Origin of the sequence: Mycobacterium sp. SA01 (assembly GCF_041287105.1) — a bacterium.
Lineage (GTDB): Bacteria > Actinomycetota > Actinomycetes > Mycobacteriales > Mycobacteriaceae > Mycobacterium.
Window position 1 is genome coordinate 198,917 of the sequence record NZ_JBGGNO010000018.1, and the last position, 14,598, is coordinate 213,514.

Below are 14,598 nucleotides of genomic sequence, written 5' to 3' on the forward strand. Positions count from 1 at the left end.
ATCGATTCACTCCAAGAAACCCCGTCGTACGTCGCCGGGAGCGTTCTGCGACTGCAACTCGTGCACGCGCTCCGACGAATTGAGTTGCCACGGAACCGAAGTCACCATCACGTTCGGCATGAACAGCAGTCGGCCCTTGAGCCGCAACGCGCTCTGGTTGTGCAGCACCTGTTCCCACCAGTGGCCGACCACATACTCCGGGATGAAGACCGTCACCACCGTGCGCGGCGCTTCCTTGCTGATCCGCTTGACATAGTCGAGTACCGGACGGGTGACCTCCCGATACGGGGAGGCAACGACTTTCAGCGGGACGGTGATGTCGCTGTCTTCCCACTTGTGGACCAGCTGGCGGGTCTCGGAATCGTCGACGTTGACGGTGATGGCCTCGAGCACATCGGGCCGGGTGGCCCTGGCGTAGGACAGTGCGCGCAGCGTCGGCATGTGCAGCTTGGAGACCAGCACGACCGCGTGGTTACGGCTGGGCAGCACCACGTCGCCCTGCTCGGCTTCCTGCTCGGCAAGCTCGCGGGCCACGGTGTCGTAATGCTTGTGGATCGCCTTCATCAGAATGAAAAGGCTTGACATGGCCAGGATTGCGATCCACGCGCCGGCGACGAACTTGGTGACCAGAACCACGATCAGCACGGCGCCGGTGGCGACGAAGCCGATCGTGTTGATCACCCGCGAGCGCATCATGTGCCGGCGGACGCGCGGATCGGTCTCGGTGCGCAGGTGGCGCGTCCAGTGCCGGACCATGCCGATCTGGCTGAGCGTGAACGACACGAACACGCCGACGATGTAGAGCTGGATGAGCGCGGTCACCTCGGCCCGGAAAGCCACCACGAAGGCGATTGCGGCCAACGCCAGGAACACGATGCCGTTCGAGAACGCCAGCCGGTCACCGCGAGTGTGCAGCTGGCGGGGCAGGTAACGGTCCTGAGCCAGGATCGAACCCAGCACCGGGAACCCGTTGAAGGCGGTGTTGGCCGCCAACACCAGGATCAGGGCGGTGACACCGGTGATCAGGAACAGGCCGATCGGGAAGTCGTGGAACACCGCGTCGGCCAGCTGGGCGACCAGGGTCTTCTGCTGATAGTTCTGCGGCGCGCCGACCAGCTGGGTGGCGGGATCATCAGCCACCTTCACCCCGGTCGCCTTGGCCAGCAGGATGATGCCCATGAAGAGCGAGATGGCGATCAGGCCGAGCATCGCCAGTGTCGTGGCCGCATTGCGCGACTTGGGCTTCCGGAATGCGGGCACACCGTTGCTGATCGCCTCGACACCGGTCAGCGCGGCGCAACCGGACGAGAACGCGCGCGCAACCAGGAACACCAGGGCGAAGCCGAGCACCTTGCCGTGCTCGTTGTGCACCTCGAAGCCGGCCGACTCGGCGCGCAGCGGGATGTCGAGCACGTAGATCTGGAACAAGCCCCAGCCGAGCATGATGTACATGCCGAACATGAACGCGTAGGTAGGAATCGCGAATGCGGTGCCCGATTCGCGAATCCCGCGCAGGTTGATCGAGGCGAGCAGCACGATGGCCGCCACCGCGAACCACACCTTGTGGGTGTCGACGAACGGGATTGCCGATCCGATGTTCGACATCGCCGACGCCATCGACACCGCGACGGTCAGCACATAGTCGACCAGAAGGGCGCTGGCCACCGTCAGGCCCGCGGTCGGTCCGAGGTTGGTGGTCACCACCTCGTAGTCGCCGCCGCCGGACGGGTAGGCGTGGACGTTCTGGCGGTAGGAGGCGACCACCACGAGCATCACGAGCGCGACAGCCAGCCCGATCCACGGCGCCATCGCGTAAGCGGACAGGCCCGCCACCGAGAGCACCAGAAAGATTTCCTCGGGCGCGTAGGCCACCGATGACATGGCGTCGGAGGCGAACACCGGCAAGGCAATGCGCTTGGGCAGCAGCGTGTGACTCAGCTTGTCGCTGCGGAACGGCTGCCCCAGGACCAGCCGACGTGCGGCGGTCGAAAGCTTAGACACGAGTGCCAAGAGTAGGCCTTCGCCGATTTGGCTGTAGCGTTCCCCATACGGTCGGGTCGGCGCACGGCAAAGTCGAGAGGACACCAGGTGCGGGTAGTGGTGATGGGATGCGGCCGCGTCGGCGCCTCGTTGGCCGACGCGCTGTCCCGGATCGGCCATGATGTGGCGATCATCGACCGGGACCCGACGGCGTTCCACCGGCTGTCCCCCGACTTCTCCGGCGAGCGGGTGCTGGGCATGGGCTTCGACCGAGAAGTCCTGCTGCGCTCGGGAATCCAGAACGCCGATGCGTTCGCCGCGGTGTCCTCCGGCGACAACTCCAACATCATCTCCGCGCGGGTCGCCCGCGAGACATTCGGTGTGCAGCGCGTCGTCGCGCGTATCTACGACGCCAAACGCGCCGCGGTCTACGAACGGCTGGGCATCCCGACGGTGGCCACCGTGCCGTGGACCACCGACCGGCTGCTGGGTGCGCTGGTGCGCGACACCGAGACCACCAAATGGCGTGATCCGACCGGCACGATGGCCGTCGCCGAAGTGGTGCTGCACGAAGGTTGGGTGGGTCACCGGCTGACCTCGCTGGAGGAGGCGACCGGCGCGCGAGTCGCGTTCGTGGTCCGGTTCGGTACCGGCATCCTGCCCGAGCCCAAGACCGTGCTGCAGGCCGGCGATCAGGTGTACATCGCGGCGGTGTCCGGGCGCGCCGCCGAAGCGCTGGCCATCGCCGCGCTGCCACCCGGCCCTGACGTCGGAGAGGGGCACTGATGGGCGACAAACGGCTCAAAGTGGCGATCGCCGGGGCGGGTGCCGTCGGCCGGTCGATTGCCCGCGAACTGCTCGAAAGCGAGCACGACGTGACGCTCATCGAGCGCAATGCCGAGCATCTCGATGTCGACGCCATCCCAGCCGCGCACTGGCGCCTCGGCGATGCCTGCGAGATCAGCTTGCTGGAGTCGGTGCACCTGCAGGAGTTCGACGTCGTCGTCGCCGCCACCGGTGACGACAAGGCGAACGTGGTGCTGTCCCTGTTGGCCAAGACGGAGTTCGCGGTCTCCCGCGTCGTGGCCCGGGTCAACGATCCGCGCAACGAGTGGCTCTTCGACAGCTCGTGGGGCGTCGACGTGGCGGTGTCGACGCCGCGGATGCTGGCCTCGCTGGTGGAGGAGGCCGTCGCGGTCGGCGACCTGGTGCGGCTCATGCAGTTCCGCCAAGGGCACGCCAACCTCGTCGAGATCACCTTGCCCGACGACACCCCGTGGGGTGGGCGGCCGGTTCGCAAGCTGATCCTGCCGCGGGACGCCACGCTGGTGACGATCCTGCGCGGGCCGCGGGTGATCGTGCCGGAGGCCGACGAGCCGCTGGAGGGTGGCGACGAGTTGCTGTTCGTGGCTGCCCCGGAAGTGGAAGACGAGCTGCGCAAAACCGTGCTGTCGGCCTCGACCGGCTAGTCCCGGTACACCCCCGCCGGCGGCGGCCCCTCCCGGTCGTGGCACGCCGCGGCGGCGGCCGACGACCCGGCGGACAACGCAGACACGGTGTCGCGGATTCCCACCGCCGAGACCATGCCCGCGATCACCAGCAGCACCGCCGCGGTCAGTACACCCTGCCGAAAGCCGTCGAAAGTCATTGCGCCCCCGACGATGACCGCGGTGAACGCGATCGCGATCAGACCCGCCACCCGGGCGACCGCATTGTTGATCGCCGAGCCGATGCCGCTCTGCGACGTCGGGACGGCGGCCAGGACCGCGGCGGTCAACGGGGACACGGCGACCGAGAGCCCGATCCCGAACAACGCCATGCCGGGCAGCGTCTGCAACCACACGTTGCCCGCGCAGGTCGCCATCCATCCGAATCCCGCCGCGGCGATCAGCGGGCCGACCGCCATGAAGCGGCGCGGGCCGTAGCGGCCGGCGAGCTCACCGAACCGGGCCGCCAACAGGAACGACAGGACCGGCACCGGCAGTGTCGCCAGGCCGGCCTGCGCCGGCGACAGTCCCCCGACCTCCTGCAAGAACAACGCCACCAGCAGCTGGCCCAGCGAGATGCCCGCGTAGAGGAACACGGTGGCCAGGTTGCCGACGGTGAAGTTGCGTGCGGAGAAGACCGCGGGCGGCAGCATCGGGTGGCGCGCGCGCCGTTCCCACCAGCCGAATGCGATCAGGCTGGCCGGCCCGACGATCAGCGCGGTGACGATGCTCGGATCGTGCCAGCCCAGCCGCTGCTGCTCGATCATCGCGAAGACCGTGGCACTCAACCCGACTGCGGTGAGGACCGCGCCGACGGCGTCGATACGTGCACCCGTCCGGGGTGTCTGATCGGTCAGCTTGCCGGTGAGGATCAGTGTGACCGCCAGCGGGACCACGTTGACGGCGAACACCCACCGCCAGCCCAGGGTGTCGACGAGAACACCGCCCAGCAGCGGCCCGACGACGAATGCGGTGCCGGTCCACGCCGTCCAGATGCCGATCGCGCGGGACTGTTCGGCGCCGGTGAACCGGGCGTTGAGCATGGCCAGTGAGCTGGGCACCAGAAATGCGGCACCCAGTCCCTGGACGCAGCGGCCGATAACCAGCACCAGTCCACTGGGTGCGGCCGCGCACAGCAGTGAGGCGACGCCGAACACCACCAGACCGGCACGCAGAACGGTCAGCCGCCCGAAGGTGTCGGAGATCGCGCCGGCGAGCAGAATCAGCGCGCCCAGCGTCAGCAGGTATCCGTCGACAACCCATTGCTGGATGACCAGGCCGCCGCCGAGTTCGGCACTGATGGCCGGCAGGGCCAGATTGACCACCGAACCGTCGAGAAACGCGACGAAGGACGCGAGTACCGCGACCGCGACGAGCAGACGGTCGTCGCGCGCCACCACTGTCAGTCTTCGGCGGGCGCGACGTCGCCGTCGTGGCTGCGTGCGTGGGCGGCGTGGACGGCGCGTTGTGCGGCGCGGATCGCCAAGTAGGTGACCAGCGCGGCGACCGCGGTCAGCGGCCAGCCCATCGCGATCCGGGCCACCCCGAGCCAGCCGGTCTGATCGGCGTCGTACAGGTGGCGCTGGACCGCGAACCGGGAGGCGAACACCAGCACCCAGGTCAGTGTCGCGATGTCGAAGGCGAACACCGCGCGCCGGCTTCCGCGCCACGCACGGTCCTTGTTGCCGACCCAGCTCCAGGCGTATCCCACAATCGGCCTGCGAATGACGACCGAGAGTGCGAACACCGCCGCCCAGATCAGCGAGGTCCAAATGCCCAGCAGGAAGTAGCCCTTCGACGCGCCGACGAGCCAGGCGATCAGCGCGCTGATCCCCACGCCGATGAACCCCGAGATGGCGGGCTGCACCGAATCGCGGCGGTAGAGCCGCCACACCAGGATCAGGGCTGCGACGCCGAGCGCGGCACTGATCGCGGGCACCAGGCCGAAGGCGGTGTTCACCGGGACCAGGACGATCACCGGCAGCGCCGAGTAGATCAGCCCGCTGACGCCGCCCATCTGGGCCAGCAGCGCCTGCGCGGGCGTCTTCTCCTCGGGGGTCGCCGCTGGGGTGTCGGCGGCCGCGTCCTGACTGCGATCGCTGTCTTCGACGGGACGGCTCAAGTCTGGATCTCGTAGTGCGGGTTGTAGATGGCCTTCGTGCCGTTCTCGAGGGTGCCCAGCCGGCCGCGTACTCGCAGGGCGCGACCCGACTCGATGCCGGCGATACGGCGCTGCCCCAGCCAAACCAGCGTGACGGTGTCGGTGCCGTCGAACAGCTCGGCGCGCACACCGCCGGCGCAACCCTTGGCATTGGTCTCGACACTGCGCAGGGTGCCCACCATGGTGACCTCTTGGCCGCGCTGACAATCGATTGCTCGCTGGGCGCCGGTTCCGGCGGCTTCGTCGGTGAGTTCCTCGACGTCGCGCTGCTCAGGGTCTTCCGTCAGCCGACGGGTGAGACGTCGGACGAAACTTTCGGCCGTAGCCATGGCCTCTCCTGATACTCCAGCGGATCACAATGCCACCGCAACGGTAGACCTCTTGATGCCGCGATGCCACGTGGCATACCCGCGGCGGACGTTGCTAATACGTCTCAGGGCACGATCATGAGATGACGATCACTTTTCGCGGCGTCACGGCGGTGCTGCTGCCCGGCACGGGAAGCGACGACGACTACGTGTACCGGGCGTTCGCCGCCCCCCTGCACGGCGTCGGCGCGGTGGTCACGACGCCCGCTCCGCAACCCGCCCGGCTGATCGACGGCTACCTCGAAGCGCTCGACGATGCCGCCCGGAACGGCCCGATCATCGTCGGCGGGGTGTCGATCGGGGCGGCGGTCACGCTGGCCTGGGCGCTGGCCCACCCGGGACACGCGGTCGCGGTGCTGGCCGCCCTGCCGGCCTGGAGCGGCGCAGCCCAAACCGCTCCGGCCGCGCTGTCGGCCCGCCACACCGCGCATCAGCTGCGTACCGAGGGCCTGGTCGCCACCACCGCGCAGATGCGCGCGTCCAGCCCGGGTTGGCTGGCCGACGAGCTGGCCCGAAGCTGGCTGGGTCAGTGGCCGGATCTGCCCGACGCGATGGAGGACGCGGCGCGGTACGTCGCGCCGAGCATCGCCGAGATGGGACGGCTGAGTGTGCCGATGGGTGTGGTGGGGGCGACCGACGACCCGATCCATCCGTTGGAGGTGGCACTGGAATGGGTGGCGGCGGCGCCGCGAGCAGCACTGCGGACGGTCAGCCTCGACGACTTCGGGCCGAAGCCGGAGTTGCTGGGTTCGGCATGTCTGGCGGCATTGACCGACGCCGAGGGCTGATCAGCCCCCGGTGCTGGAGCTGCGCAGCTGTTGCATGGCCGAACCGGATGCGCTGCGCCGCTCGGTCGGCGGCTGGGCCTGGCCCTGCTGCTCCTGAATCATGGCCTGCTGCGCGGCCGCCATCTGAGCCTGCTGGGCGGCGGCCTGACGCAGTTGCTCGAGCATCGGTTCGGGCAGCTGGACCTGGAGCGGGGTACGGACCGGCAGCGGGGTTTCGCCGCGACGAACAACGGTGTCGCCCAAGGCTTCCCGCGCCTCGGCAACCAGGTTGGCCATGGCCTCCGGAGCGCCGTTGACCACGCAGCGGATCATCCACCGATAGCCGTCGACGCCGATGAATCGCACCACGCCGGCGCCGGTGCCGACCACCTCGCGGCCCCAGGGACCGTCCTCGATGGAGACCTGTGCATTGTCCTTGCGCAACGAGTCGGCCAGCTCACCGGCGACCTCACGCCACAGCCCGGGCGACTTCGGCGCCGCGTAGGCGGCGATCGTGAACCGGCCGTGTGGCGTGACCACCCAGACCGCGCTGGGAACGCCCACCTCGTTCAACTCGACCTGGATCTGACCGGCGGCCGGCATCGGCACCAGCACGGAACCGAGGTCCAAGCGGGCTTCGGCGGCGTCGGCCGGGTTGTCGAAGTCCTCGATGTCGAACGGGCCGCCGTCGTACCCGTCATCAACGTCGTCGACGTCGTCGACGGCGGGGTCCTGGACCACCGCGTCCTGCGCGCTCTCGTCCGCGCCGCTGTCTGATTCGTTCTTACGTCTGCCGAATGCCATCACAAACTCGCATGTCCGCCGGAGGATCCGTGGCCGCCTTCGCCACGGGTGGTGTCAGCCAGTCCGGCCTCGTCGAACGAGGCCACCTCGACCAGCTCTGGAAGTTCGACCCGCTGGACCAGCAATTGGGCGATGCGGTCGCCACGCCGGATCGTGATCGGCGTCGCGGGGTCGAGGTTGATCAACGAGATCTTGACTTCGCCGCGATAACCGGCGTCGATGGTGCCGGGGCTGTTGACGATCGAAAGGCCAACGCGCGCAGCCAAACCGGACCGCGGGTGGACCAGTCCGACCATGCCGTGCGGAATCGCGACGGCGATGCCGGTGGGTACCAGCGCGCGCTCACCGGGCGCCAGGTCGACGTCTTGCGCGCTGAACAAATCCACGCCCGCGTCGCCGTCGTGGGCGCGGCTGGGCAGTGGGAGATCGCGGTCAAGGCGAACCACCGCGAGAGGAGTCGGCACGATGGGAAAGACTACCCTTGGCCGCGTGTCTGGTTCGCGTGTGACCTCGCAAACCGTGCGGTACCGCGAGCGGCTTTGGGTGCCGTGGTGGTGGTGGCCGCTCGGTCTGGCGTTGGCGGCACTGATCGCCAAGGAAGTCACCATGGGTGTGCGCACCCTGCCGGTGTGGCTGCCGTATGCGGTGCTCGGCGCCGTCGCGGTGGGCGTGCTGCTGTGGATGAGCCGCACCGAAGTCCGGGTCGTTACCGGCGGCGGCAACGGCGACGACGTCGAATTGTGGGCGGGTCAGGCACATCTTCCGACGTCGGTGGTGTCCCGGTCTGCCGAGATCCCGCGAACGGCGAAGTCGGCGGCGCTGGGCCGTCAGCTCGATCCGGCAGCGTTCGTGCTGCATCGCGGCTGGGTGGGTCCGCTGGTTCTGGTGGTGCTCGACGATCCGGACGATCCGACGCCGTACTGGCTGGTCAGCGCCCGCCACCCGGACCGGGTGCTCTCCGCGCTGCGGAGCTGATGGCCCCGCTGACTACGCGGCGCAGTCGGTGCAGATCATGACGCCGTTCTTGTCGCTGGCCAGCCGGCTGCGGTGATGCACCAGGAAGCAACTCGAGCAGGTGAATTCGTCGGCCTGCTTGGGAACAACGCGTACCGACAGCTCTTCACCCGACAGATCCGCGCCGGGCAGCTCGAAATTCTCCGCGGAATCCGTCTCGTCGACGTCTACTACGGCCGACTGCGCCTCGTTGCGGCGCGCCTTGAGTTCCTCCAGCGAATCCTCGGACACCTCGTCGGTCTCGGTGCGCCGCGGGGCGTCGTAGTCGGTAGCCATCTCTTGTCCCCTCGTAACCTCAGCATGGCTTTGTATCAGCGTGGAACGGATCCGCCAAACGATTCGTGCCCAGATCCCCCTTACGTCGTATGTGATTTACGTCACATGTATTCATTCTGATCGACGGGCGTGTTGGGCCGGGATCCAGCCCGTGCCTCTAGAGTGCATCCGTGGTCGCTCAAATCACGGAGGGTACGGCCTTCGACAAGCACGGTCGCCCGTTCCGTCGACGCAACTACCTGCCCGGACTCATCGCCCTGGGCGTGATGTTCGTGATCACCGCGATCGTGTGGGGATTCGTGCTGACCCGCCCGGTCGACGTGCGCGAGGCGGCCGCCTGCAACCCGCCGCCACCGGCCGCCGATCCCGGCGCCCCCACCCTCGGCCAACAGGTGTCGCACTCGTCGATGATCGACGTCGCACCGGCCAAGCTCGTCGACACCAAGATCCGGGTGCTCAACGCCAGCGGCCAGGGCGGCCAGGCCGGCGAGATCGCCGGCGCGCTGCGTGACCTCGGCTTCGCCCAGCCCACCGCGGCCAACGACCCCATCTACACCAGCACCCGGCTGACCTGTCAGGGCCAGATCCGCTTCGGCGCCGGCGGCCGGGCCGGTGCGGCCGCGGTCTGGCTGGTGGCACCGTGCGTCGAGCTGTTCCAGGACGACCGCAAGGACGACTCGGTGGACCTGGCCATCGGCACCGACTTCACCACGCTGGCGCACAGCGACGACATCGACGCCGTCCTGGCCGGTCTGCGCCCGGACGCCACCGAGCCGGCCGATTCGACGTTGCTGACCAAGATCCACAACGGCACCTGCTGACTAGGCCAGCGGCCGCAGACCGCCGAAACCCGCCAGGGCGTCGGTGAGCGCAGCCGCGATCCCCGGCGCCGCCGCCACCAGCAGCGCGCCGTCCTCGTCGAGTCGCGGCAGCGCCACCACCGCGCCCGCCTCGGCGGCGATCAGCGCGCCCGCGGCCCAATCCCACACGTGCAGTCCGTGCTCGTAGTGGGCGTCGAGACGGCCCGCGGCGACCATGCACAGATCCAGCGAGGCCGAGCCGATCCGGCGGACGTCACGCACCAGCGGCAGCAACCCCGCCAGTAACGCGGACTGCTCGGCGCGCCGCTGCGGGGCATAGCCGAACCCGGTGCCCACCAACGCCATCGACAGCTCGGTCACCGGGGCGGCCCGCAGCTCGCGGCGCTGCCCGCCGCGGGACACATGGGCGCCGCGCCCGGCGGCCGCCGAGTAGACCTCACCGCTGACCACGTCGGCCACCGCGCCCGCGACCGACACGCCGTCGATCTGGGCGGCGACCGAGATCCCGTATGCCGGAATGCCGTACATGAAGTTCACCGTGCCGTCGATCGGGTCGAGCACCCAGCAGACCGCACCGTCCGCTCCGGCCGCCGGGCCGCCGCCCTCTTCCCCGAGAATCACATCGCCGGGACGCAGCGCGCTGAGCCGATCACGCAGCAGGAGTTCGGTTTCGGTGTCCACAATGGTCACCGGATCGGTCGGCGTGCTCTTCGCCTGAACTACCTCGGCCTGAATCGCATTCGCGGCCTCAGCCCGCTCGTCGCCGAAGACTTCCGCTCGCCGGCGACGGACGAACGCGGCGGCTTCGGCGGCCAGCTGCTCGGCCAGTGCCCGTAACTCTTCTCCGCCGTTGTCGCTCACCCGACCATCGCAGCACAGACCTCCCGACACCGAACACAAAGGGGCGCGCAGCCACTAGTGTGTGCATCGCGCAGACCGCCCGCGTCGCCGAGGAGCAGCCCATGCCCGAGACCGAATCCCCCACCACCCCCGGACAGAACCGCGGCTTCGGCGTCGACGTCGGCGGCAGCGGGGTCAAGGGTGGCATCGTCGATCTCGACACCGGCAAACTGATCGGCGACCGCTACAAGTTGGCGACCCCGCAGCCCTCCACCCCCGAAGCGGTCGCCGCGACGGTCGCCGAGGTGGTCAAGCACTTCGACTGGACCGGCCCGCTGGGCGTCACCTACCCCGGCGTCGTCGTCAACGGCGTCGTGCAGACCGCGGCCAACGTCGACAAGGGCTGGATCGGCACCAACGCCTCCGAGGTCATCGGCGCGGCCCTGGGCGGTCAGCGCGTGGTGGTGCTCAACGACGCCGACGCCGCGGGCATCGCCGAGCAACACCACGGCGCCGGACGCAACCGGGACGGCGTGATCATCTTGCTGACCTTCGGCACCGGGATCGGATCCGCGGTGATCCATGGCGGCCAGCTGCTGCCGAACACCGAGTTCGGTCATCTCGAGGTCGACGGCAAGGAGGCCGAACACCGAGCGGCGTCCTCGGTCAAGGAACGCAAGGACTGGAGCTACGAACGATGGAGCCAGGAAGTCACGAAAGTGCTGGTCAGCATCGAGAACGCACTGTGGCCTGAGCTGTTCATCGCCGGCGGCGGCATCAGCCGGAAGGCCGACAAATGGATCCCGCTGCTGAAGAACCGGACCCCGGTGGTCGCCGCCGAGTTGCAGAACGAGGCGGGCATCGTCGGGGCCGCGATGGCGGCGCAGGCCGACGTCACACGCTGATTTTTCGTCGCTCGGCGCGGTAGCAGCCCACACTGTCGTTACAATGGTCGATGGCGGCCGCCTACCGGATAGCGGCGAGAATCCACCACGAGATCCACGCCAATAGTCCTCATAGCCGACGCTTTCGGTGGCGCGTCCACGCCCGCCGAGAGCCAGCACGACCGAAAGGGTGTACGTGGCAGCGACGAAGGCAAGCCCGGCAACCGATGAGCCGGTGAAGCGCACCGCCACCAAGACTCCCGCGAAGAAGCCGGCGGCCAACGGTTCCGCGCCGGTCAAGCGTGCCGCCAAGGCCGCTCCCCGCGCGGCCGGAGCCGAGCCCGGCGATTCCGAGATCACTGACGGAACGGCCACCCCGAAAAAGGCGCGCGCCACCAAGGCTGCCGCGAAGAAGGCGCCGGCCACCCGCGGCCGGGCCAAGAAGGATGCGTCCCCCGCCGACACCGACGCCGAGGCCGGCGCCGATGAGGAACTCGACGGCGACCTCGATGTCGATCCCGAACTCGACGTAGCCGAGGACGACATCGAACTCGAGGACCTCGAGGACGTCGCCGATTCTGATGACGCGGCCGACGAGGAAGCGACCCCGGCCGCGGGCGCGCCGGCCGCCGAGGGCGAGTCCGGGGACGAAGAAGACATCGCCGAGCCGTCGGAGAAGGACAAGGCCTCCGGCGACTTCGTGTGGGACGAAGAAGAGTCCGAGGCACTGCGGCAGGCCCGCAAGGACGCCGAGCTCACCGCCTCGGCCGACTCGGTTCGCGCCTACCTGAAGCAGATCGGCAAGGTCGCGCTGCTCAACGCCGAGGAAGAGGTCGAGCTCGCCAAGCGGATCGAGGCAGGCCTCTACGCCACCCAGCTGATGGCGGAGAAGACCGACAAGGGCGAGAAGCTGCCGGTTCAGCAGCGCCGCGACATGCAGTGGATCTGCCGCGACGGCGACCGCGCGAAAAACCATCTGCTCGAGGCCAACCTGCGTCTGGTGGTGTCGCTGGCCAAGCGCTACACCGGTCGCGGCATGGCCTTCCTGGACCTCATCCAGGAGGGCAACCTGGGTCTGATCCGCGCGGTGGAGAAGTTCGACTACACCAAGGGCTACAAGTTCTCCACCTATGCGACGTGGTGGATCCGTCAGGCCATCACCCGCGCGATGGCCGACCAGGCTCGCACCATCCGTATCCCGGTGCACATGGTCGAGGTCATCAACAAGCTCGGCCGCATCCAGCGTGAGCTGCTCCAGGACCTGGGCCGCGAGCCCACCCCCGAAGAGCTGGCCAAGGAAATGGACATCACGCCCGAGAAGGTGCTGGAGATCCAGCAGTACGCGCGTGAACCCATCTCGCTGGACCAGACCATCGGCGACGAGGGCGACAGCCAGCTCGGCGACTTCATCGAGGACTCCGAGGCCGTCGTGGCCGTCGACGCCGTCTCGTTCACGCTGCTCCAGGATCAGCTGCAGTCGGTGCTCGAGACGCTGTCCGAGCGCGAAGCCGGCGTGGTGCGGCTGCGGTTCGGCTTGACCGACGGCCAGCCGCGCACGCTTGACGAGATCGGGCAGGTGTACGGGGTCACCCGTGAGCGGATCCGGCAGATCGAGTCGAAGACCATGAGCAAGCTGCGGCACCCCAGCCGTTCCCAGGTGCTGCGCGACTACCTCGACTGAGGGCCGAACCAATTCCGTTGCGCCGCGGCCGTTTTCAGCTGGCAGCTCGCGCTGCCGGGGCCGTATTGCTGACCCTGGCCGCCGCATGCTCGCACAGTCCCGGGCCGCACGCCACGGTCACCCCGCGAGCGGTTCCCACCTACGCACCCGCGACGCCGGCCGGGCCACCGACACCCGATCTTCCCGCGGTGTCGGCGATCATGACCGAGGCCGTCGCGGCGAACCGCCTGCCTGGTGCGGTGGTCACGGTCGGGCACGCGGGCGCGGTCGTCTTCCGCAGGGCCTACGGGGTGCGCAAGCTGGCCGGTGAGCGGGGTCTGGACGGATCACCCGCGCCCGCCGAACCGATGACCGAGGACACCATCTTCGATCTCGCGTCCCTGACGAAGCCGCTGGCCACCGCGACGGCCGTCATGCAGCTTTACGAGCAGGGCCGGTTGGCACTCGACGACCCGATTCAGAAGTATCTGCCTGAGTTCAACACCGGCAACGATCCCAAGCGCGCCGCGGTCACGGTGCGGATGCTGCTCACCCACACCTCAGGTGAAACCGGCGACGTCGAGCTCAAGGACCCGTGGGGTTTGGATTCCCCCGATCGCGCCGAGGGTTTCCGTCGCGCACTGACCACGCCACTGGAATCGCCTCCCGGAGAGGGGTTTCGCTACTCCGACATCAACTTCATCCTGCTCGGCGCGCTGATCGAGCGGCTGACCGGCGAGCCCGAGGACGACTACGTTCACCAGAATGTGTTCGCCCCACTGGGAATGGCCGACACCCGCTACCTACCGCTGGCGAAAGTGTGCGGGCACCATACGATCACAGGCGCCGCAGTCCGCTGGTCGCCCACGGAAGCAACGGAATGTTCTGCAGGCCAATGGAATACGGATCTGCTCCCCCGCATCGCACCGACGGCGTGGGATGAGGACAACCCCGGCGAGCCGAACCGCAACCCGGATTTCGGCCACCTGCTGCGCGGCACGGTGCACGATACGACCGCGCGACGAATGGGCGGGGTGGCCGGGCATGCCGGCCTGTTCTCCACGGCCTCCGATGTCAGCGTCTTCGCGCAGGCACTACTCGACCGGCTAGCCGGCAGGCCCAGCACTTTTCCGCTCACGCAGGCGACCCTCGAGCTGATGACCTCCCCGCAGCAGCCGGGACATGACTCGGGACAACTGGCCGCGGCCAACGCGGCGCTGAATGGGAACCCGGGCGATCTCGGGCGGTATCCGGCGATCCCGGGTGCGAACCTTCGCGGTCTCGGCTGGGACATCGACACGGGCCAATCTTCCACACGCGGTGCGGTGTTCCCGATCGGCAGCTTCGGCCACACCGGCTTCACCGGGACGTCCCTGTGGCTGGACCCACGATCGGACACCTACGTGGTGCTGTTGTCCAACGCGGTTCACACCCGCGGCAGTTCTCCGATCACGTCGCTGCGCGCTGCCGTGGCCACCGCCGCCGCACGATCACTGCACCTGTACGGCAGTGGCTGAGTAGGTCCCACGACCCGCC

The 14,598-nt window shown here is 68.6% G+C and carries 16 protein-coding genes; 8 read left to right on the plus strand and 8 right to left on the minus strand.

Annotated features, from left to right (window positions below; all coding sequences use genetic code 11):
• Positions 1-6: 6 nt before the first annotated feature.
• Positions 7-2,001, minus strand: a complete 1,995-nt coding sequence (locus tag AB4879_RS13960) for an APC family permease (protein WP_102806585.1) — start codon at positions 1,999-2,001, stop codon at positions 7-9.
• Positions 2,002-2,088: 87 nt separating this feature from the next.
• Here AB4879_RS13960 and AB4879_RS13965 point away from each other — a divergent pair, with 87 nt between their 5' ends.
• Both AB4879_RS13965 and AB4879_RS13970 read left to right on the plus strand, forming a co-directional pair.
• Entirely contained in the window at positions 2,089-2,766 is a 678-nt protein-coding gene (locus AB4879_RS13965; protein ID WP_102806584.1) for a TrkA family potassium uptake protein, read from the plus strand.
• Positions 2,766-3,449 (plus strand): TrkA family potassium uptake protein, encoded by a 684-nt coding sequence (locus AB4879_RS13970; protein WP_102806583.1) that lies wholly within the window; start codon positions 2,766-2,768, stop codon positions 3,447-3,449. The genes AB4879_RS13965 and AB4879_RS13970 overlap by 1 nt, the downstream gene beginning before the upstream one ends.
• Here the strand turns inward: AB4879_RS13970 and AB4879_RS13975 are convergent.
• From AB4879_RS13975 to AB4879_RS13985, 3 genes are read right to left on the minus strand one after another with little or no spacing between them, the layout of a single operon-like run.
• A complete protein-coding gene (locus AB4879_RS13975) occupies positions 3,446-4,864 on the minus strand; it encodes an MFS transporter (protein ID WP_370508057.1) in 1,419 nt (472 codons plus the stop codon). The two genes, AB4879_RS13970 and AB4879_RS13975, sit on opposite strands and share 4 nt — an antisense overlap.
• A gap of 5 nt (positions 4,865-4,869) precedes the next feature.
• Positions 4,870-5,589 (minus strand): DUF3159 domain-containing protein, encoded by a 720-nt coding sequence (locus tag AB4879_RS13980; RefSeq protein ID WP_370508058.1) that lies wholly within the window; start codon positions 5,587-5,589, stop codon positions 4,870-4,872.
• Positions 5,586-5,957 carry an OB-fold nucleic acid binding domain-containing protein gene (locus tag AB4879_RS13985; protein WP_036338547.1) on the minus strand — a complete coding sequence of 124 codons (372 nt, stop codon included), beginning with the start codon at positions 5,955-5,957 and terminating at the stop codon, positions 5,586-5,588. The genes AB4879_RS13980 and AB4879_RS13985 overlap by 4 nt, the downstream gene beginning before the upstream one ends.
• A gap of 122 nt (positions 5,958-6,079) precedes the next feature.
• Between AB4879_RS13985 and AB4879_RS13990 the strand changes: the two genes are divergently transcribed.
• A complete protein-coding gene (locus AB4879_RS13990) occupies positions 6,080-6,784 on the plus strand; it encodes an alpha/beta fold hydrolase (protein ID WP_370508059.1) in 705 nt (234 codons plus the stop codon).
• On the opposite strand, the gene AB4879_RS13995 is transcribed toward AB4879_RS13990, so the two are convergent.
• Both AB4879_RS13995 and dut read right to left on the minus strand, forming a co-directional pair.
• A complete protein-coding gene (locus AB4879_RS13995) occupies positions 6,785-7,567 on the minus strand; it encodes a DUF3710 domain-containing protein (RefSeq protein WP_370508060.1) in 783 nt (260 codons plus the stop codon). It lies immediately after the preceding gene.
• A complete protein-coding gene (gene dut, locus AB4879_RS14000) occupies positions 7,567-8,031 on the minus strand; it encodes a dUTP diphosphatase (protein ID WP_370508061.1) in 465 nt (154 codons plus the stop codon). Before dut ends, AB4879_RS13995 begins: the two co-directional genes overlap by 1 nt.
• 25 nt (positions 8,032-8,056) lie before the next feature.
• On the opposite strand from dut, the gene AB4879_RS14005 reads away from it, so the two are divergent.
• Positions 8,057-8,542, plus strand: a complete 486-nt coding sequence (locus AB4879_RS14005) for a DUF3093 domain-containing protein (RefSeq protein ID WP_102806579.1) — start codon at positions 8,057-8,059, stop codon at positions 8,540-8,542.
• A 12-nt stretch (positions 8,543-8,554) separates the two neighbouring features.
• Here AB4879_RS14005 and AB4879_RS14010 read toward each other — a convergent pair whose 3' ends face one another.
• Positions 8,555-8,857 carry a DUF4193 domain-containing protein gene (locus AB4879_RS14010; protein ID WP_005145714.1) on the minus strand — a complete coding sequence of 101 codons (303 nt, stop codon included), beginning with the start codon at positions 8,855-8,857 and terminating at the stop codon, positions 8,555-8,557.
• Between the two features lie 170 nt (positions 8,858-9,027).
• Between AB4879_RS14010 and cei the strand changes: the two genes are divergently transcribed.
• Positions 9,028-9,678 (plus strand): envelope integrity protein Cei, encoded by a 651-nt coding sequence (gene cei, locus AB4879_RS14015; RefSeq protein ID WP_102806578.1) that lies wholly within the window; start codon positions 9,028-9,030, stop codon positions 9,676-9,678.
• Here the strand turns inward: cei and AB4879_RS14020 are convergent, their stop codons facing one another.
• Complete coding sequence (locus AB4879_RS14020) at positions 9,679-10,539, minus strand: inositol monophosphatase family protein (protein ID WP_370508062.1); 861 nt, start codon at positions 10,537-10,539, stop codon at positions 9,679-9,681. It abuts the gene before it with no gap.
• Between the two features lie 101 nt (positions 10,540-10,640).
• On the opposite strand from AB4879_RS14020, the gene ppgK reads away from it, so the two are divergent.
• The 3 genes from ppgK to AB4879_RS14035 all read left to right on the plus strand — a co-directional run bounded on the left by ppgK (position 10,641) and on the right by AB4879_RS14035 (position 14,579).
• On the plus strand, positions 10,641-11,423 hold the full coding sequence (gene ppgK, locus AB4879_RS14025; RefSeq protein ID WP_370508063.1) for a polyphosphate--glucose phosphotransferase: 783 nt from the start codon (positions 10,641-10,643) through the stop codon (positions 11,421-11,423).
• A 175-nt stretch (positions 11,424-11,598) separates the two neighbouring features.
• The gene (locus tag AB4879_RS14030; RefSeq protein WP_370508064.1) at positions 11,599-13,083 is read left to right on the plus strand and encodes an RNA polymerase sigma factor; all 1,485 of its coding nucleotides are present in this window, start codon (positions 11,599-11,601) and stop codon (positions 13,081-13,083) included.
• A gap of 17 nt (positions 13,084-13,100) precedes the next feature.
• On the plus strand, positions 13,101-14,579 hold the full coding sequence (locus AB4879_RS14035; RefSeq protein ID WP_370508065.1) for a serine hydrolase domain-containing protein: 1,479 nt from the start codon (positions 13,101-13,103) through the stop codon (positions 14,577-14,579).
• Positions 14,580-14,598: the final 19 nt, after the last annotated feature.

Excerpts from the sequence above, each read along its gene's own strand:
- AB4879_RS13970 (WP_102806583.1), top strand. The coding sequence starts at position 2,766 with ATGGGCGACAAACGGCTCAAAGTGGCGATCGCCGGGGCGGGTGCCGTC.
- AB4879_RS13985 (WP_036338547.1), bottom strand. The coding sequence starts at position 5,957 with ATGGCTACGGCCGAAAGTTTCGTCCGACGTCTCACCCGTCGGCTGACG.
- AB4879_RS13990 (WP_370508059.1), top strand. The coding sequence starts at position 6,080 with ATGACGATCACTTTTCGCGGCGTCACGGCGGTGCTGCTGCCCGGCACG.
- AB4879_RS13995 (WP_370508060.1), bottom strand. The coding sequence starts at position 7,567 with ATGGCATTCGGCAGACGTAAGAACGAATCAGACAGCGGCGCGGACGAG.
- AB4879_RS14010 (WP_005145714.1), bottom strand. The coding sequence starts at position 8,857 with ATGGCTACCGACTACGACGCCCCGCGGCGCACCGAGACCGACGAGGTG.
- ppgK (WP_370508063.1), top strand. The coding sequence starts at position 10,641 with ATGCCCGAGACCGAATCCCCCACCACCCCCGGACAGAACCGCGGCTTC.